The 16,639-nt window shown below is 74.8% G+C and carries 18 protein-coding genes; 5 read left to right on the top strand and 13 right to left on the bottom strand.

Annotation, left to right across the window (positions count from 1 at the left end):
• Positions 1-3: 3 nt before the first annotated feature.
• The 7 genes from ABTX81_RS22045 to ABTX81_RS22015 all read right to left on the bottom strand — a co-directional run bounded on the left by ABTX81_RS22045 (position 4) and on the right by ABTX81_RS22015 (position 6,165).
• Positions 4-138, bottom strand: coding sequence for a hypothetical protein (locus ABTX81_RS22045; RefSeq protein WP_350548270.1), 135 nt, complete (start codon positions 136-138; stop codon positions 4-6).
• 209 nt (positions 139-347) lie between these two features.
• Positions 348-866, bottom strand: a complete 519-nt coding sequence (locus ABTX81_RS22040; protein WP_350548268.1) for a hypothetical protein — start codon at positions 864-866, stop codon at positions 348-350.
• Between the two features lie 96 nt (positions 867-962).
• Positions 963-1,802 (bottom strand): hypothetical protein, encoded by an 840-nt coding sequence (locus tag ABTX81_RS22035; protein ID WP_350548266.1) that lies wholly within the window; start codon positions 1,800-1,802, stop codon positions 963-965.
• A 69-nt stretch (positions 1,803-1,871) separates the two neighbouring features.
• Positions 1,872-2,678 carry a hypothetical protein gene (locus tag ABTX81_RS22030; RefSeq protein ID WP_350548264.1) on the bottom strand — a complete coding sequence of 269 codons (807 nt, stop codon included), beginning with the start codon at positions 2,676-2,678 and terminating at the stop codon, positions 1,872-1,874.
• A gap of 180 nt (positions 2,679-2,858) precedes the next feature.
• Positions 2,859-3,896: a TolB family protein gene (locus ABTX81_RS22025; RefSeq protein WP_350548262.1), complete on the bottom strand. Its 1,038-nt coding sequence runs from the start codon at positions 3,894-3,896 to the stop codon at positions 2,859-2,861.
• Positions 3,893-5,248, bottom strand: a complete 1,356-nt coding sequence (locus tag ABTX81_RS22020) for an MFS transporter (RefSeq protein WP_350548260.1) — start codon at positions 5,246-5,248, stop codon at positions 3,893-3,895. The genes ABTX81_RS22025 and ABTX81_RS22020 overlap by 4 nt, the downstream gene beginning before the upstream one ends.
• A gap of 5 nt (positions 5,249-5,253) precedes the next feature.
• Positions 5,254-6,165 carry an alkaline phosphatase family protein gene (locus ABTX81_RS22015; RefSeq protein ID WP_350548258.1) on the bottom strand — a complete coding sequence of 304 codons (912 nt, stop codon included), beginning with the start codon at positions 6,163-6,165 and terminating at the stop codon, positions 5,254-5,256.
• A 578-nt stretch (positions 6,166-6,743) separates the two neighbouring features.
• Between ABTX81_RS22015 and ABTX81_RS22010 the strand changes: the two genes are divergently transcribed.
• Together ABTX81_RS22010 and cobC are read left to right on the top strand one after the other, a co-directional pair.
• Positions 6,744-7,109, top strand: coding sequence for a cobalamin biosynthesis protein (locus ABTX81_RS22010; protein ID WP_350548256.1), 366 nt, complete (start codon positions 6,744-6,746; stop codon positions 7,107-7,109).
• On the top strand, positions 7,106-8,164 hold the full coding sequence (cobC, locus tag ABTX81_RS22005) for an Rv2231c family histidinol phosphate aminotransferase CobC (RefSeq protein ID WP_350548254.1): 1,059 nt from the start codon (positions 7,106-7,108) through the stop codon (positions 8,162-8,164). The genes ABTX81_RS22010 and cobC overlap by 4 nt, the downstream gene beginning before the upstream one ends.
• 48 nt (positions 8,165-8,212) lie before the next feature.
• Here the strand turns inward: cobC and ABTX81_RS22000 are convergent, their stop codons facing one another.
• Complete coding sequence (locus ABTX81_RS22000) at positions 8,213-8,446, bottom strand: hypothetical protein (RefSeq protein WP_502892827.1); 234 nt, start codon at positions 8,444-8,446, stop codon at positions 8,213-8,215.
• Positions 8,447-8,609: 163 nt separating this feature from the next.
• Here ABTX81_RS22000 and ABTX81_RS21995 point away from each other — a divergent pair, with 163 nt between their 5' ends.
• Positions 8,610-9,227, top strand: coding sequence for a DUF4232 domain-containing protein (locus tag ABTX81_RS21995; RefSeq protein WP_350548252.1), 618 nt, complete (start codon positions 8,610-8,612; stop codon positions 9,225-9,227).
• 46 nt (positions 9,228-9,273) lie between these two features.
• Entirely contained in the window at positions 9,274-9,711 is a 438-nt protein-coding gene (locus ABTX81_RS21990) for a GNAT family N-acetyltransferase (RefSeq protein WP_350548250.1), read from the top strand.
• A 37-nt stretch (positions 9,712-9,748) separates the two neighbouring features.
• Here the strand turns inward: ABTX81_RS21990 and ABTX81_RS21985 are convergent, their stop codons facing one another.
• The 5 genes from ABTX81_RS21985 to ABTX81_RS21965 all read right to left on the bottom strand — a co-directional run bounded on the left by ABTX81_RS21985 (position 9,749) and on the right by ABTX81_RS21965 (position 15,413).
• The gene (locus tag ABTX81_RS21985) at positions 9,749-10,849 is read right to left on the bottom strand and encodes an LLM class flavin-dependent oxidoreductase (protein WP_350548248.1); all 1,101 of its coding nucleotides are present in this window, start codon (positions 10,847-10,849) and stop codon (positions 9,749-9,751) included.
• 280 nt (positions 10,850-11,129) lie between these two features.
• The gene (gene glnII / locus ABTX81_RS21980) at positions 11,130-12,152 is read right to left on the bottom strand and encodes a glutamine synthetase GlnII (RefSeq protein WP_350548246.1); all 1,023 of its coding nucleotides are present in this window, start codon (positions 12,150-12,152) and stop codon (positions 11,130-11,132) included.
• A 181-nt stretch (positions 12,153-12,333) separates the two neighbouring features.
• Complete coding sequence (locus tag ABTX81_RS21975) at positions 12,334-13,419, bottom strand: LAETG motif-containing sortase-dependent surface protein (RefSeq protein WP_350548244.1); 1,086 nt, start codon at positions 13,417-13,419, stop codon at positions 12,334-12,336.
• A 139-nt stretch (positions 13,420-13,558) separates the two neighbouring features.
• Complete coding sequence (locus ABTX81_RS21970) at positions 13,559-14,236, bottom strand: uracil-DNA glycosylase (protein ID WP_350548242.1); 678 nt, start codon at positions 14,234-14,236, stop codon at positions 13,559-13,561.
• Between the two features lie 73 nt (positions 14,237-14,309).
• The gene (locus ABTX81_RS21965; RefSeq protein WP_350548240.1) at positions 14,310-15,413 is read right to left on the bottom strand and encodes an amidohydrolase family protein; all 1,104 of its coding nucleotides are present in this window, start codon (positions 15,411-15,413) and stop codon (positions 14,310-14,312) included.
• A gap of 99 nt (positions 15,414-15,512) precedes the next feature.
• Here ABTX81_RS21965 and ABTX81_RS21960 point away from each other — a divergent pair, with 99 nt between their 5' ends.
• A complete protein-coding gene (locus ABTX81_RS21960) occupies positions 15,513-16,601 on the top strand; it encodes a pyridoxal-phosphate-dependent aminotransferase family protein (RefSeq protein ID WP_350548238.1) in 1,089 nt (362 codons plus the stop codon).
• Positions 16,602-16,639: the final 38 nt, after the last annotated feature.

The following is a 16,639-nucleotide window of genomic DNA, read 5'->3' as shown; positions in this document are numbered from 1 at the left end:
CGCTCACGCCAGTCCTTCGGCGATCGCGCGGCCGCAGAGTTGGTCGGTCAGGTAGGACGTCGCATCGTGCGCGTGGGTGCCGTTGGCGAGCAGGGCCGAGCGGACCCGGTCGCCGAAGAGGGGGCGCAGGTCCTTCACCAGGGGTCAACGCGGGCCACCACGCGGAGCGCAACCGGTCCTCCCCCTGGACCTGTTGCCCCATCCCGTGCACGCACACCACCCGGGCCATGGCCCCACCCCCAGCGCGAGAAGGGCCGGCACCGGCCCCGAGGGCTCCACTCCTACCAGCCCCCGGCCGCGCCCGGTGGCAGAACCGCTGCACCGGAAGCCCGTTGGCGCGGGAGTGGTCAGAACTCGACGGCGTCCAGGTGGTACGTGGTGTCGACGACGAAGCCGCCGGCGTTCGCCTTGACGGAGAGCACGTACTGGCCGGGCACCAGCGGGTCGAGGGCGCACCACAGGCCCCAGGCGACGCGCGGGATGCCGGTGGCCAGGAAGCGCTTGGAGGCGAACTCGTGCACCTTCAGCGGGACGCCGTTGAGCGTCGCCTCGGCCTGGGAGGCCTCGACGCGCCAGGGGGCGGCGGAGAGGCCGAGGGCGACGCGCTGGGTGTTGAAGACCGGGAAGAAGACCGGCCGGCCGGCGGCGATCGGGCAGCGCCGCACGACGCGGCCGCCGTAGGTGCCGGCCAGGAACCAGACGTCCGAGGGCTGCCGCCAGCCGGCGAACTCGCCGGTGGTGTCGGCGACCGGGCTGCGCTCCATCGGGGCGGACAGCGCCCACTTCCACCAGCGTGCCGCGAGCTCCGCGCCCCGGCGGGGGTCCACGGTGTCGGCACCGGTCTCGGGGGAGACGGCCTCGCCCACGTCAGCTCCTTCGGGTCCACGCGCACCGCACATCGGTTCGCGCAGCGACCCTATCCGGTGGCGGCCGGGCCCTCCCGTGCGGGAGGGCCCGGCGTCTCAGGCCTCCAGGCGGCGGACGGTGACCTCGTACTGGTCGACCGCGCCCTCCCAGCTGATGACCACGGCGTCGTCCTCCTCGTCGTCCGCGTCCTCGTCGTCGTCCTCGTCGTCCTCGTCGGCCGCGCCGTACAGGGCCAGGGCGAGGTCGTGGGACTCCGGGTCGCAGAAGGCGGCCAGGTAGTCGCGCAGTGCCGGGTCGGCCACCTCGGCGACGTGCTCGTGGGCCTCGTCGTCCACCGCGTCGGCGGAGTCGCCGAGGCCGGGCGGCATCAGCTCGGGCGAGGTGGCGCCGGACAGGCCGGTGGCGGCGAGCAGGGCGTCGAGCAGGGTGTCCCCGGAGGCCAGCCGGGCCTGCCGGAGCGTCCACAGCTTCCCGGGCAACCCGGGCGCGGCCAGGTCGACGCCGTGCCGCTCGGCCATCCGCCCGAGGTCCGCGCCCAGCAGGGCGCCGTCCCACTCCCCGCCCTCGGACTCCTCGACGGCGGCGGCCAGTTCGGCGGCGAAGGGCGCGAGTTCGGCGGGCAGGCCCCTCGATTCGACGAAGAACAGCGAACGGCTCGCGTCGAAGACCAGTTCCGTCTCCTTGAGATCGCCGGGCGGGGTGAGCAGCAGCTCCGGGACGACCGTCTCCTCCCCGGCGAGCGCGCCCCGCCCGACCCAGACCGGACTGCGGTCCAACTCGATCTCGGCGAGGAAGTTGCCGCTGTAGTAGGCCCCGTAGCGGGCCGTCCCGTCGTACTCGGCGAGCGGCCGCCCCAGCACCTCCCCGAAGGCCTGGGTGAGCGCGGCCTCCCACTCCTCGGAGCGGACGGCCGGCGTGTTGTCATCAAGCGTCATGCCGGGAGTACAGCACGCCCAACCGACAATCCCCGCCCCCGGGTTGGCCCCCGGGGCGGGGACGTGCGGTCAGCCGGTGGCGCGGACGTAGATGTCGGCGGCGCCGGGGAGGCCGGCGGGGTCGGGGGCGACGTAGATGCGGCGGGCGTGGGTGGGGGCGGGGGTCGCGGTGGGGGTCGGCGTGGGGGTGGGAGTCTCGGTCGGGGTGGGGGTGTCCTCCGGAGCGGGGGTGGGGCCGGGATCCGGCTCGGGGTCGGCCTCGGAGTCGGCCTCGGAGTCGGCCTCGGAGTCGGGATCGGAGGCCTGGGTGAGGGGTTCGGCGGGTTCCGAGACGGTGGGCTCGGGATCCTCGGTGGGAGTGGGGACGGCGGTCGCCTCGGAGAGCGCGGAAGGCGACGCGGTGGGCGACGGGGAGGCGGACGGGGACGGGGAGGCGGACGGCGCGGGGGCGCCGACCTCGTGCGCCTGGGCCGGTTCGTCGCCGCCCAGCGCCTCGGCCAGGTCGGCGGGCAGCGGGGCGAGGGCGCCGGGGGTGTCCAGGTCGTAGGTGCGCAGGAAGTCGCCGACGCCGACCTCACGTCCGCCCGCCAGCCGGTAGTGCAGGTAGGCGACGGGAAGGCCGTCCGGGGTGTGCGTGTAGACGGCGCCCACCGGGACGTAGTAGCGGCCCGCGCCCGGGTGCTGGGAGGGGTGCAGCCCGGCCAGCAGTTCGGCGCGGTCGCGGTCGGTCTCGATGGCGCCCCGGCCGACGGTGAGCGCGTTGACGCCCCGGACCGCCAGCGCGGCCATCACCGACACGAAGATCACCAGCCCGATCGCGACCGTGCGGCGCAGCACGGGCCTGCCGTGCAGCGCCGGCCACGAGTCGCTGGTCACGCGTTCCACCGGCAGCCCTCGGTCGGGCCCTCGTTGCCTCACTGTTCCCGCTCCCCCGGTCAGTCGTCGTGGCGGCCCGGCGCGGAGCGGCCACTCAAAGTGCTCGACGTGGACCCTACGCTTCGAGTTCCGCCCCGGACCACCCGCCCTGACCGAGCCGGTCACCTCGTCCTGTCCGCGTCAGCCCAGGTACGCCGGCGCGACCGCGGCGTCGAGCAGCCGCCCGGCGGAGCCGGTGCCGTCGGCGGGGACGGTCCAGAGGTCGGCGCCGAAGTCGCCGGGCATGGCGTACAGCAGGGTGTGGTCGTCCGACCAGACGGCCTGGTCGTCGATGCTGCGCTGCTCGGCGGTGGCGGTCTCGGCCATGGTGGCGAGGTCCAGGATGTACAGCCGCCAGGGGGCGTCCTCGGAGGCGCCGGGGACCCGCTTCTTGTAGGCGACCCGGGTGCCGTCCGGGGAGAGCGAGGGGCACTCGACGTTCTGGTGGAGGGTGGTGAGGGTGCGGGCGCCGAGGTCGCCGCGGACCAGGTAGGTCTGGCCGCCGGTGGCGGCGGTGGCGTAGAAGGCGTTGTCGTCGACGAAGGTCACGCCCCAGATGTTGACGTCGGGCGAGCGGTACGGCTTGCCGTCCTTGATCACGTCGAACTCCTCCAGGTTCTCCCGGAGGTTCCAGTCCCGGACGTCGACGATCGAGGTGCGGGTCGAGAAGTTCGTGCCCGCGTAGGAGTCGCCGCTGACGAAGACGGTCCAGGCGGCGAGGTGCCCGGAGGGCGAGACCCGGGAGCGGGTGGGGATGCCGGCGGCCGGGAAGGAGCGCCGTTCGCGCAGGTGGTCGTCGAGGACGACGGCCCGGTAGGTGTCCTGGAGGGCGCCGCGGTCGGCCTGCAGGCAGATGCCGGTGCCGGCGGCGGCGTAGAAGCGCAGGCACTGGACGCCGGAGGCGGTGCGCGGGCCGTCGGGGTGGTCGGCGGGGACGGTGACGATCTCGTCGCGGTGCGGGCCCCAGGCCATGTTGCGGAAGAGCAGCTGCCGGGCGGCGGGGGCCTTGAGGGTGACCTCGCCGGGGGTGACGACGGGGCCGCCGGCCTGGACGCGGTCGCGGTCAGCCGAGCGGTCGGCGGCCCACAGCACGGCGCCGGTGCCGACCGCCCCGAGCAGGACGACGGCGACCAGCAGGATCAGTACCCGGGTGCGGTTGCGGAGGGGGGCGGTGGTCACGAGGGCACCTCGGCGTCGGTGGGGTCTTCGGGGGCGGCGGGCTCGCGCAGCACGAACGCCGCGCCGGTGACGCAGCCGGCCAGCGCCAGCGCCGACCAGGTCAGCGCGGTGGTGCCGCCGACGGCGCTCCACAGCGCGCCGAACGCCAGCGAGCAGGCGAACCGGGCGAGCGCCTGTCCGGTGCCGACCAGGGCGAGTCCGGCGCCGCGCTGCGCGGCGGGGACGGTGTCGGCCGCGGCGGCGGCGAGCACGCCGTCGGTGGAGGCGTAGAAGGCGCCGTGCAGCACCAGCACGCAGACCACCACCGGCAGCCCGTCGAGCGGGGAGAGCAGCAGGCCGTAGGCGAGCAGCAGGACGCCGTGGCCGGCCAGGAAGAGCCGGCGGCGGCCGATCCGGTCGGCGAGCGCGCCGAGCGGGACGGCGAGCAGCAGGAAGGCGCCGGCGGTGCCGAGCGGGAGCAGCGGGAAGTACTCGGTGGCGAGGCCGAGCCGGCGCTGCACGAGCAGGTAGAGGAAGGAGTCGCTGACGGTGGTGAGGCCGAGCAGCACGGCGCACACGGCGAGCCGGCGCAGCCCGGGGATGCGGAGCAGGGCGAGTCCGTCACGCAGCCGGGGCTGGGCGGTCGACGGGGCGTCGGCGTCGAGCCGGTTCGGCACGAAGAGCAGCAGCACCAGCACGCCGAGCACCGCGACGCACGCGCTGACCGCGAACACCGCGTGGTAGCCCTGCTGTTGGCCGCCGTCGGCGAGCAGCGGGCCGCCGGCCGTCCGCAGCACCAGGAAGGCGGTGAGCGGTCCGAGCAGCGCGCCGGCCGTGTCCATCGCCCGGTGGACACCGAACGCCCGTCCGCGGTGGGCGGGTTCGGTGGCGAGCGAGATCATCGCGTCGCGCGGGGCGGTGCGCAGGCCCTTGCCGGTGCGGTCGACGGCGAGCACGGCGCCGATCAGCGGCACGGTGCTCACCAGCAGCAGCAGCGGCTTGCAGAGCGCCGACAGGCCGTAGCCGACGGCGGCGACGGCCTTGTGGCGGGGCGCGCCGTCGCGCCCGCGCCGGTCGGCCAGGTGGCCGCCGGCCAGCCGGACCACGGCGCTGAAGCCGTTCTGGATGCCGTCGAGCAGGCCGAAGCCGAGCGGGGACAGGCCGAGGCCGGTGAGCAGGTAGAGCGGCAGGACGGCGCTGACCATCTCGGAGGAGACGTCGGTGACCAGGCTGACCACGCCCAGGGCCACCACGGTGCCGGGGACGGCCGCCCGGGCGGCCCGGCCGGCGGTGCCGCCGGCGGCCTCCCGCCGCCCCGGCCGGGTGGCCGGGGCGGCGGGGGCCTTGGAGCTGCGGGAGTCCGCGACGTACACGGGCGTCAGTTCCAGATGCCGGTGATGGTGGCGGCGGTGGCGGCGTTGCCCGCGTGGGTGGTCAGGCCCGCGAGGTCCTCCAGCGTGCGCAGCACGTTGTAGTGGTTGTAGGTGGTGGCGGTGGTGGAGCCCGGGGTGACGTGGGCGCCGTAGAAGACGGTGGGGATGCGGTTGCCGGAGAGCCGGTTGTCCTCGTCGAAGGTCACCACGAGGATGCTGTTGTTGTTCTTGGCCCAGGTGGCGTAGGCGCCGAGCTTGTTCTGGATCCAGCTGTCGCCGGTGGAGACCGAGCAGTCGTGCATGTCGTTGCAGAGGTCCGGGACGACGAAGGAGACCTTCGGCAGGGTCGCGAAGTTGGTCGGGAACTGCGTCATGGTGAACGCGGTGTTGGTCGGCACGTTGCTGAAGCCGAACCACGGGTTGTGCTTCTGCGCGTACTTGCCGCTGGAGCAGACGGTCGAACCCTGGCTGGGCAGGCCCTCGTTGTAGCTGCCCCAGGTCTGGCCGGCGGCGATCAGCTCGGAGGCGAGGTTCGGCTTGTTGATGGAGCCGACCGGCACACAGCTGTCGTCGGTGCGGCCCTGGTTGGAGCCGGAGAACAGCTGGTAGTAGTTGGGCTCGCTGGGGTGGGTGAGCCCGAACGACTGGGTGAGGGTGGCGCCGCCGGCCTTCAGCGTGTTGTTGATGTACGGGGCGCTGGAGGAGCCGATCACCTGGGTGTAGGCGTGGTTCTCCAGGACGACGACGACCACGTGGTCGGGGGTCGGCAGGGCGGCGGCCTGGGCGGCGGTGCCGGTGGCGGCCCAGAGGCCGAGCGAGCCGGCGACCAGACCGAGGCCGGCGGCGGAGGCGGTGAGGGTGCGGCGGCGCGGGCGGCGCGGGGCGGCGCCCTCGGCGACGGGGTTCGTGGCGCTCATGTCAACAGTCTCCGGGGTTTCGGGCATGGTGTCCTCCGTGCGTCGGGAGCGGCCGGGTCGGGGAGGTGGCCCGGCCGCGCGGGAACTGCCGGGTGGGGAGAGGACCGCCGACCGGTGGACCGGCGGTTTCGGAGCGCCGCAAACAGTAGGAGCGGCGCGGTGGCGCGGGCCTCGGCGGCGACATGAAGAAACGGCGAACAGCGGTCGCTGGCCGAGGATCGCCGTCGGACGCGGATCACATCTGTCCCGATTGACCCGTCCGTCACGGGCGTGGTGGGATTTCGGCGGCCCTCGGCGCCCGGTACCGGCCTGACCAGGGCCTTCCGGCCGGCCGGGACCGACGGGTTTCGGCCGCCCCGGGCGGGCACGGACGGCGCGCGGCCGGTGCGCGGCCTCGGGCAGGTGTCGGGCGGGTGACGTGGAGAAACAGGACGTGAGCAGGGCGTGAGCGCGACGTGAGAGTGCCGGACGGGAACGGTTCGCACGGGACCGGATCCGGCGCGTTGGGCGGTTCGGGTGACGGCGGGGGTCCCCTGGTGGTCGGGGTGGGGCTGCGCGGCTCGGCGACGGAGACGGAGTTGCTCGACCTGATCCGGCGGACGCTCGCCTCGGCCGGGCTGCCCGCCGGCGCCGTCGGCGCGCTCGCCACCCTCGCCGGCAAGGGCGGCCACCCCGCCGTCCGCGCGGCCGCGGCGGCGCTCGGCGTGCCGGTGGCGGAGTACCCGGCCGGGGTGCTGGCCGCCGTCCCCGTGCCGAACCCGTCGGACGCCGTCGGCGCCGCGGTCGGCACGGCCGGCGTCGCCGAGGCGGCGGCGCTGGCGGGCGCGGGCGGCGGTCACGCCGAGCTCGTCGTCCCCAAGCGGAAGTCGGCGGCCGCGACGGTGGCCGTCGCCCGCGCACCCCGCCGTCCGTACGCCCGACCGACCCCAGGAGAGCAGCCGTGACCCCCCACTCCCCCGCCGGACCCGACCTGCGCCACCACGGCGACGCCGAGGTGCGCGCCGACGGCGCCGGCCTGGTCGACCTCGCCGTCAACGTCCGCACCGGCACGCCCCCGGCCTGGCTGCGCGCACGCCTCACCGCCACCCTCGCCGACCTCGCCGCCTACCCCGACGGCTCCGCCGCCCGGGCCGCGGTCGCCGAACGGCACGGCCGGCCGGTGGACGAGGTGCTGCTCACCTCGGGCGCCGCCGAGGCCTTCGTACTGCTCGCACGAACTCTGGTGCCCCGTCATATAGTGGTGGTGCACCCGCAGTTCACCGAGCCGGAGGCCGCTCTGCGGGACGCCGGGCACCCGGTGCGACGGGTGCTGCTCGCCCCGGAGGACGGCTTCCGGCTGACCGCCGGCGCGGTGCCGGAGGAGGCCGACCTGGTCGTCCTCGGCAACCCCACCAACCCCACCTCCGTCCTCCACCCGGCCGCCGCCGTCGCCGCCCTGGCCCGGCCCGGCCGCACCCTGGTGATCGACGAGGCCTTCATGGACACCGTGCCCGGCGAGGCCGAATCCCTCGCCTCGGCACGGGACTTGCCGGGCCGGGTGGTCGTCCTGCGCAGCCTCACCAAGACCTGGGGGCTGGCCGGTCTGCGAATCGGCTATGCGCTCGGCCCGGCGCCGCTGATCGCCGCCCTGGCCGCCGCCCAGCCGCTCTGGCCGGTCTCCACCCCGGCGCTGGTCGCCGCCGAGGCCTGCTCCACCCCGTCCGCGCTCGCCGAGGCCGACCGGGCGGCCCACGAACTCACCACATGGCGCGAGTACGTGCTGAAGGGCCTGGCCGCCTTCCCGGCCGTCCGGGTGCACGGCGAGCCCGCCGCCTCCTTCCTGCTGCTCGAACTCCCCGGCGCCGACGCCGTCCGCACCCGCCTGCGCACCCTCGGCTTCGCCGTCCGCCGCGGCGACACCTTCCCCGGCCTCGGCCCCGACTGGCTCCGGATCGCCGTCCGGGACGAGGCCACCACGGACCGCTTCCTGACCGCCCTGGCGGAGGCACTCGGCGGCTGACCCCCGGTCACCCCGTTCAGCAGGACGGCGGCACCGGATCACCGGCCCTCAGGCGCCGGCCCCCAGTTCCGTACGCGCCCAGGCCCGCAGGGCCGCGAAGTCCTCGGTCCGCAGGCCGATCCGGGGGTTGATCCGGAAGGTGGCCGCCGGTCCGGGGTGATGGGCCGCTATCCACTCGGTGTCCTGCGGCCCGATCTCGTCGTCCACCCAGACGAACGGCCGCCCGGCCGCCCACGCGAGCAGGAAGCGGGTCAACGGGAGTGCGGTCACGGGCGCGGTCATGGGTCGACCGTCCCGTGTGGCGGGGGTGCCGGCCAGCCCTTTCCGGTGTCGTGGTCTGCGACAGGATCGGGATATTTCCCGCACCGGGCCGTGAACGATCCCGTCGTACGGTCGTGGTGCGCCGGTGAGGGACACCGGCGGTCACGACCCTGGGGGAACCCGCATGCGTTCGCGCCGTCTCGCTCTCACCGCCGTCGCCGTCGCGGCGCTCGCCGTCACCGTCGCCGCGTGCGGGCCGGAGAACAGCGATGCCGCCGCCCCCGCGTCGAGCCCGGCCGTGACCACCACGCCCACCGGCAACGCGCCCTCGTCCACCCCCGCGCCCACCGCGCCCACCGCGCCCGCCACCTCCAAGCCCTCGGCCCCCGCCGACGCCCCGCCCGCGGGCACCTGCGGCGCCAAGGACCTGGTGCTCACCGCCAAGACCGAGTCCCAGGCCGGCGGCTACATCCTGATCGCCGCCAAGGCCAAGCCGGGCGTCAGCTGCACCCTTCCGCCCCGGCCCCCGGTGATCGCCTTCGGCTCGCGCGGCATCGAGGCGTCCAAGGCCGAGCAGGGCATCAGCCAGCCGATCAAGCTCAGCGGCTCGGCCACCGCCTACGCGGGCGTGATGGCGAAGACCACCAAGGACAACCAGGCCGTCGAGTTCAGTGACGTCATCGTGGGCATCGGCAGCCCGGACCCCGACCCGGTCAGCCTGCCGGTCGGCCCGACCAACGTCGACAAGCCGATCGTCACCAACTGGCACAACCAGCCGCAGAACGCCGTGCCCGTCCACTGAGGCAAAACCGCTGGTCGGACGGCCGGATCCCTGCTTGGATCCGGCCATGACCAGTGACAACACCCTGCCGGACGGCTATGAGATCTCGACCGACCCCGCACGCCTGGACGCCGCGCTGATCCACCGGTGGCTGTCCCAGGACGCCTACTGGGCGCTCGGCCGCAGCCGCGAGAAGCAGGACCTGGCGATCGCGGGCTCGCTCAACTTCGGCCTCTACGAGCAGGCTTCGGGCGGCCAGGTCGGCTACGCCCGGGTGGTCACCGACCAGGCCACCTTCGCCTGGCTGTGCGACGTCTACATCGCCCCGGCCGCCCGCGGGCGGGGCCTCGGCACCGCGCTGGCCGCCGCCGTCCGCGACCGGCTCGCCGGGCACGGCCTGCGCCGCGTCCTGCTCGCCACCGCCGACGCCCACGGCGTCTACGCCAAGGTGGGCTTCGAGGCAGTGGCGAAGCCGGAGAAGTGGATGGTCCTGGGCGAGCAGTAGCCCGTGGCCCCGGACGCGGCGCCGGCCGGACGGACCGCTACCCCGGCCGGCGCCACAGCCCGCGGGCGGCCAGCACGGGCAGCACGCCCTCGCCGAACCAGTACGCCTCCTCCAGGTGCGGCATCCCGCTGAGCACGAACTCGTCGATGCCCAGCTCGTGGTACTCGGTGACCAGGTCGGCCACCTCCCGGTGGCTGCCCACCAGCGCCGTCCCGGCCCCGCCGCGCAGCAGGCCGACGCCCGCCCACAGCCCGGGGTACACCTCCAGCCGCTCCGCCGAGCCGCCGTGCAGCGCGAGCATCCGGCGTTGCCCCACCGACTCGCTGCGGGCCAGCGCCCGCTGGGTCTCCCGGACCCGCTGCGGGTCCATCGCCGCCAGCAGCCGCTCGGTCTCCGCCCACGCCCGCGCCGAGGTGTCCCGGGTGATCACGTGCAGCCGGATCCCGAACCGCACCACCCGCCCCTGCCGCGCCGCGAGTTCACGGATCCAGGCGATCTTCTCCCGCACCTGCGCGGGCGGCTCGCCCCAGGTGAGGTACACGTCCGCGTACCGGGCCGCCACCTCGCCCGCCGCCGGGGACGACCCGCCGAAGTACACCGGCGGCGCCGGCTCCGGCAGCCGGGTCAACTCGGCCCGCTCGACCCGCAGATGGGGGCCGTCGTGGTCCACGGTCTCCCCCGCCCAGAGCCGCCGCACGACCGACAGGAACTCCCCGGTGCGGGCGTAGCGGGCGTCCTTGTCCAGGAAGTCCCCGTACGCGCGCTGCTCCGCCGACTCCCCGCCGGTCACCACGTTCAGCAACAGCCGCCCGCCGGAGTGCCGTTGGTACGTCGACGCCATCTGCGCCGCCAGCGCCGGCGCGATCTGCCCGGGCCGGAACGCCACCAGGTACTTGAGCCGCTCGGTCACCTGGGTGAGCATCGCCGTCGTCAGCCACGCGTCCTCGCACCACGCCCCGGTCGGCGTCAGCGCCCCCTCGAACCCCAACTGCTCGGCGCTGCGGGCGATCTGCCCCAGATAGCCGATGGACGGCGGCCGATCGCCCCCGGCCGCGCCCGGCGTCGAGCCGTGCCCCCCGCCGACGACCTGCCGGCTGTCACCGTTGGTGGGCAGGAACCAGTGGAACGTCAAAGCCATGAACACACACTCCGCTGCCGGAAGAGCCGTCTGGGGAAACGCCGGGAACCCTCACCGGCACCGACAGGCGGCCGCCCACACCCGCCCCAGGTCCACGTGCAGCCGTCGCACGAGCCCCCCGTCGGCGACATCGGCAGCAGCGTTCACGCCCGCCATTCTCCGGCCCAGCCCCGCCCCGATCAAGAGGCCCTGCCAGGACCGCCGCAACGCCCGCAGGGCCTCCCCGGTGAGGTGGGGAGGCCCTGCGGGCGTGCGTGCGGCTGCCGGTGGTGGACCGGGATCAGACCAGGCCGGCCTTCTCCAGGGCGGCGCAGCAGGTGTTGATCAGCAGGCGGGTGACGACGTAGGGGTCGACGTTGGCGTTCGGGCGGCGGTCCTCGATGTAGCCCTTCTGCTCCACCTCGACCTGCCACGGGATGCGCACCGAGGCGCCACGGTCCGAGACGCCGTAGGAGTAGACGTTCCACGGGGCGGTCTCGTGCTTGCCGGTCAGGCGGGACTCGATGTCGGCGCCGTACTGGGTGACGTGCTCCAGGACCTTCTCCTGGGAGGCGCCGAGCGACTCGCAGGCGGTGATGATCGCGTCGTAGTTCTCGCGCATCGCCTTGGTGGAGAAGTTGGTGTGCGCGCCCGCACCGTTCCAGTCGCCGCGGGCCGGCTTCGGGTCGAGGGTGGCGTCGATGCCGAACTCCTCGGCGGTGCGGTAGAGCAGGTAGCGGGCGATCCACATGTCGTCCGAGACCTTCAGGGCGTCGACCGGGCCGATCTGGAACTCCCACTGGCCGGGCATGACCTCGGCGTTGATGCCGCAGATGGCCAGGCCGGCCACGATGCAGCGGTCGAGGTGCAGCTCGACGATCTCGCGGCCGAAGACCTCCTCGGCGCCGACGCCGCAGTAGTAGCCGCCCTGCGGGGCCGGGTAGCCGCCCTCGGGGAAGCCGAGCGGGCGGGAGCCCTTGAAGAAGGTGTACTCCTGCTCGATGCCGAAGATCGACTCCTGCGCCTCGTACTGCTCGGCGACGGCGCGCAGCAGGGCGCGGGTGTTGGACTCGTGCGGGGTGCCGTCGGTCTCGTGGACCTCGCAGAGGACCAGGATGTGGTCGCCGCCGCGGATCGGGTCCGGGGTGACGCGCACCGGCGTCAGGACGCGGTCCGAGGCGTGACCCTCGGCCTGGCTGGTCGAGGAGCCGTCGAAGCCCCAGGTGGGGATCTTGTCGGCGTTCGGCAGGACGCGAGTCTTGGAGCGGAGCTTGGCGGTCGGCTTGGTGCCGTCGATCCAGATGTACTCGGCCTTGATTGCCACGGCGGTGTCCCTCGCAAACTGAGTGGTGGGTGCCCGCGTAGCGTCGCAAGCCGCCGTTTCCCGGTTGTTCCTCTTATGTAACGCGCATGTGAACCAACCGTCCGCATTGGCACGGTTACGGTGCGGGAGTGCCGCGGGTGGCACCCCCGCACCCGTGGGGGGCCGGGGCCGGGGCCGGCGGTCAGCGCCGGCGGGCGTGGGCCGGGGCGGTGGCGCGACGGCGGCGGGTGCCCCAGAGCGCGCAGGCGCCTCCGGCGACCAGGGCGGCGGCGCCGGCGGCGAGCGGGGTGGTGGCGTCGTTGCCGCCGGTGGAGGCGAGGGTGTCGGGCGCGGCCGTGGCGTGCGTGGCGGAGGGGGACGCGGTCCGGCGGGCCGTCGCGGCGGCCGTCGCCGGAGCGGAGGCGGCGGCCGTCGTCGAGGTGGTGGTGGAGGCGGCGGACGGGGTGGTGTCCGCGGCGGGCTGGGCGGCCGGGGCGGCCGTCTCGGTCACCACCGCGGCGGACGGCGTCGCGGTGGCCTTCGGGGCGGCCGGGACGGGCTTCTCACAGCTCACCGAGGCGACCGTGATGGTGCCGGTCACCTTGGCGACATTGAGGTTGAGCGGGTCCACCGCCACCTGGACCTCCAGGGCGGAGGCGGCGGCCGTCGTCGAGGTGGTGGTCTTCTTGGAGAGTTCGACCGACACGCTGCCGACCAGCGGCACGTCCACCCTGGTCGGCCCGTACAGGCTGAGCGTGACCGGCTTGCCGAGGACGGTGAGCCTGGCGGGCGCGACCACGTCGGCGGTGGGCGCCCCGTCGACGGGGCAGGTGGCGGTGGCGCTGAGCGCCTCCAGGCCGAGCAGGGTGGTCGCGGGCAGGCCGGGGGCGTGCACATCGGCGTCGGCGAGGGTGACCGAGGCGGTGGCGCCCTTGGCGTCGACCTTGGTCACCGACTTGCCGACGTCCGCCTTGACCAGGGTGACCGGGCCGGCCTGGTCGACGCCGTCGACCTCGGCGGTGAGGACGGTGCCCTCGCGCTGGGCCGGGGACTCGACCTTGTTGAGCGAGACGTCGACCGGGACGTCCACGGCGTTGTTCAACAGCCGGACGTCCAGGTCGAGTTCGGCGGTGACGGCACGCGCCTTGCCCGGCGAGGCGGTCGGCGAGGCGGCCGGCGGGGCGGTCGGCGAGGGCCCGGCGGCCCCGGCGGGCGGCACGGTGAGAACGGTGAGAACGGTACAGGCCACCACGGCGGCGGCTGCGGAAACGATTCGTCGAGAAGACATGGCGATACCCCCACGGCTGAACGGATGAGCCGCCAGTCTTCTCAAACGATCCGTCACATGAGTGACACAGAGCGTCATTTCACCCGTTGGGGTGAAGTTGACGCTCCACGCTGACCCACGTCTGCTACGCCGGGGCCCGTTACGGCAGCCGCCAGTCCACCGGCTGCGCCCCCTGCCGCACCAGCAGCTCGTTGGCCCGGCTGAACGGACGCGAGCCGAAGAAGCCGCCGCTCGCCGAGTACGGGCTCGGGTGCGCCGACTCGATCGCCGGGATCTCGCCCAGCAGCGGCCGCAGATTGCGCGCGTCGCGGCCCCAGAGGATCGCCACCAGCGGGCCGCCGCGCGCCACCAGGGCACGGATCGCCTGCTCGGTGACCTCCTCCCAGCCCTTGCCGCGGTGCGCGGCCGGCTTGCGCGGGGCGGTGGTCAGAGCGCGGTTGAGCAGCAGCACGCCCTGCTGCGTCCACGGGGTGAGGTCGCCGTTGGACGGCTGCGGCAGGCCGAGGTCGCTGCCGTACTCCTGGAAGATGTTGATCAGACTGGCCGGGATCGGACGGACGTCGGCCGCCACCGAGAAGCTCAGGCCGACGGCGTGGCCGGGGGTCGGGTACGGATCCTGGCCGACGATCAGCACCCGCACCTCGGCGAACGGCTGCTGGAAGGCGCGCAGCACATTCGGTCCGGAGGGCAGATAGGTGCGACCGGCGGCCAGTTCGGCGCGGAGGAAGTCGCCCATGGCGGCGACCCGCCCGGCGACCGGCTCCAGCGCGGTGGCCCACCCGGGCTCGACGATCTCGTTCAGTGGACGCGGTGCCATGGGCGTAACCCTATCGGCCTACTCCGACAGCCCGTTCACCGAGATGATCACGCGAACGCCCCCGGTCCGCCCCTCACTCCACCGGGCGCCCGCGCAGCACCACCAGCCGCGGATCGGCCAGCACCCGGACGTCGGCGCGCGGGTCGTGCGCGTACACCACGAAGTCCGCCGGCGCGCCCTCCTCCAGGCCGGGGCGCCCCAGCCAGGCGCGCGCGCCCCAGGTGGCCGCCGACAGCGCCTCGGCGGGCGTGAGCCCCGCCTTCACCAGCTCGGCGACCTCCTCCGCGACCAGGCCGTGGGCCAGCGAGCCGCCCGCGTCCGTCCCGACGTAGACCGGGATGCCCGCGTCGTGCGCGGCGCCGACCGTGTCGTAGCGCCGCTCGTGCAGCCGGCGCATGTGGGCCGCCCAGGCCGGGAACTTGCCCTCGCCGCCGGCCGCCAGCTGCGGGAAGGTGGCGATGTTGACCAGCGTCGGCACGATCGCCACCCCGCGCTCGGCGAAGACCGGGATCAGCTCCTCGGTCAGACCGGTGGCGTGCTCGACGCAGTCGATCCCGGCCGCCAGCAGGTCCGGCAGCGACTCGGCGGCGAAGCAGTGCGCGGTGACCCGCGCGCCCTCCTCGTGCGCCGCCGCGATCGCCTCGGCGAGCGCGTCGCCCGGCCAGCAGGCGGCGAGGTCGCCGCGCTCGCGGTCGATCCAGTCGCCGACCAGCTTGACCCAGCCGTCGCCGCGCCGGGCCTCGGCCCGCACATAGGCGGCGAGGTCGCCGGGCTCGATCTCGTGCGCGTAGTTGCGGATGTAGCGGCGGGTGCGGGCGATGTGCCGGCCGGCCCGGATGATCCGGGGCAGGTCCTCGCGGTCGTCGATCCAGCGGGTGTCGGCGGCGGACCCGGCGTCGCGGATCAGCAAGGTGCCGGCGTCACGGTCGGTGAGCGCCTGCTTCTCGCTGGTGGCGGCGTCGACCGCGCCGTGCGCGTCCAGGCCGACGTGGCAGTGCGCGTCCACCAGGCCCGGCAGCACCCAGCCCTCCACCGTCCGGACATCGGCGGAGGCGGCGCCGACGGCGGCCGGACGGGAGAAGGTCACCCGGCCGTCCACCACCCAGAGTTCGTCCCGGACGTCCTCCGGACCGACCAGCACCCGACCCCGGACGTGCAGCACCGCGCCATCGCTCATGGCCGCACTCTACCGACGGCGCCGTTCCTCGTGAGCGGCGAAGATGGGGCAGACTCGTTCCCGGCCGACACCATTCCCCCCTCGAAAGGCCAAGAGACCGTGAGCCCCTTCCTCGACCTGCCCCCGCTCAGCGCCGCCGACTTCGCGGCGATCGAGGACAAGGTCGCCGCGCTGCTGCACACCACCGCCGACGTGATCGTCACCCAGGGCGAGGCGCTGCTGCCGCTGGAGGCCGCGATCCGCGGCGCCGCGCACCCGGGCTCGACCGCGCTCAACATCGTCACCGGCCCGTACGGCCAGACCTTCGGCAACTGGCTGCGCGACTGCGGCGCGAAGGTCGTCGACCTCGCCGTGCCGTTCGACAGCGCGGTGAGCGCCGAGCAGGTCGCCGAGGCGCTGGCGGCCGAGCCGGCCATCGACTTCGTCTCGCTGGTGCACGCCGAGGCCGCCACCGGCAACACCAACCCGGTCGCCGAGATCGCCGCCGTGGTGCGCGAGCACGGCGCGCTGCTGATGGTGGACGCGGTCGCCTCGGTGGCCGCCGAGCCGCTGCTGACCGACGCCTGGGGCGTCGACCTGTGCGTGATCGGCGGGCAGAAGGCGATGGGCGGGCCGGCCGGCGTCTCGGCCGTCTCGGTCTCCGAGCGGGCCTGGGAGCGGATCACCGCCAACCCGGCCGCCCCGCGCCGCTCCTACCTCTCGCTGCTGGACTGGAAGGAGCGCTGGACGGACGCCGGGCGCACCGTCCTGCCGCACGCGCCCGCGCAGTTGGAGATGCTCGCGCTCGGCGCCTGCCTGGACCGGATCTCGGCGGACGGCCTGCCCGCCGTCATCGCCCGCCACCGGGCGGCCGCGGCCGCCACCCGCGCGGGCGTCCGGGCGCTCGGCACGCTCGCCCCGTTCGTCCCGGCCGACGCGCACGCCGCGCCGGTCGCCACCACCCTGCGCACCCCGGCCGGCCTGGACGCCACCGCCCTCGCCGCCGAGCTGCGCCGCCTCGACGCGTCCCTCCCGGTCCAGGCCGGCGGCGGCGCCCTGGCCGCCGAGATGCTGCGGGTCAACCACTACGGCCCCGCCGCCGCCCTCGACACCGTCCGCGCCACCCTCACCGCCCTCGCCACCGCGACCGGCACCGACGCCGCCCCGGCCCTCACCGCCGCCGAGCAGGCCTGGACCGCGACCGTCTGACGCTCCCGGAACCGCCCCGTCCGCCGCGGCAGGCGGGG

The organism is Kitasatospora sp. NPDC097605 (assembly GCF_040302725.1).
Taxonomy (GTDB): domain Bacteria; phylum Actinomycetota; class Actinomycetes; order Streptomycetales; family Streptomycetaceae; genus Kitasatospora.
This window is presented reverse-complemented; position numbering and strand designations above follow the sequence as displayed.

Excerpts from the sequence above, each read along its gene's own strand:
- ABTX81_RS21990 (WP_350548250.1), top strand. The coding sequence starts at position 9,274 with ATGACCAGTGACAACACCCTGCCGGACGGCTATGAGATCTCGACCGAC.
- ABTX81_RS22035 (WP_350548266.1), bottom strand. The coding sequence starts at position 1,802 with ATGACGCTTGATGACAACACGCCGGCCGTCCGCTCCGAGGAGTGGGAG.
- ABTX81_RS21965 (WP_350548240.1), bottom strand. The coding sequence starts at position 15,413 with ATGAGCGATGGCGCGGTGCTGCACGTCCGGGGTCGGGTGCTGGTCGGT.
- ABTX81_RS21995 (WP_350548252.1), top strand. The coding sequence starts at position 8,610 with ATGCGTTCGCGCCGTCTCGCTCTCACCGCCGTCGCCGTCGCGGCGCTC.
- ABTX81_RS21975 (WP_350548244.1), bottom strand. The coding sequence starts at position 13,419 with ATGTCTTCTCGACGAATCGTTTCCGCAGCCGCCGCCGTGGTGGCCTGT.
- ABTX81_RS22000 (WP_502892827.1), bottom strand. The coding sequence starts at position 8,446 with ATGACCGCGCCCGTGACCGCACTCCCGTTGACCCGCTTCCTGCTCGCG.
- ABTX81_RS21985 (WP_350548248.1), bottom strand. The coding sequence starts at position 10,849 with ATGGCTTTGACGTTCCACTGGTTCCTGCCCACCAACGGTGACAGCCGG.
- ABTX81_RS22015 (WP_350548258.1), bottom strand. The coding sequence starts at position 6,165 with ATGAGCGCCACGAACCCCGTCGCCGAGGGCGCCGCCCCGCGCCGCCCG.
- ABTX81_RS21970 (WP_350548242.1), bottom strand. The coding sequence starts at position 14,236 with ATGGCACCGCGTCCACTGAACGAGATCGTCGAGCCCGGGTGGGCCACC.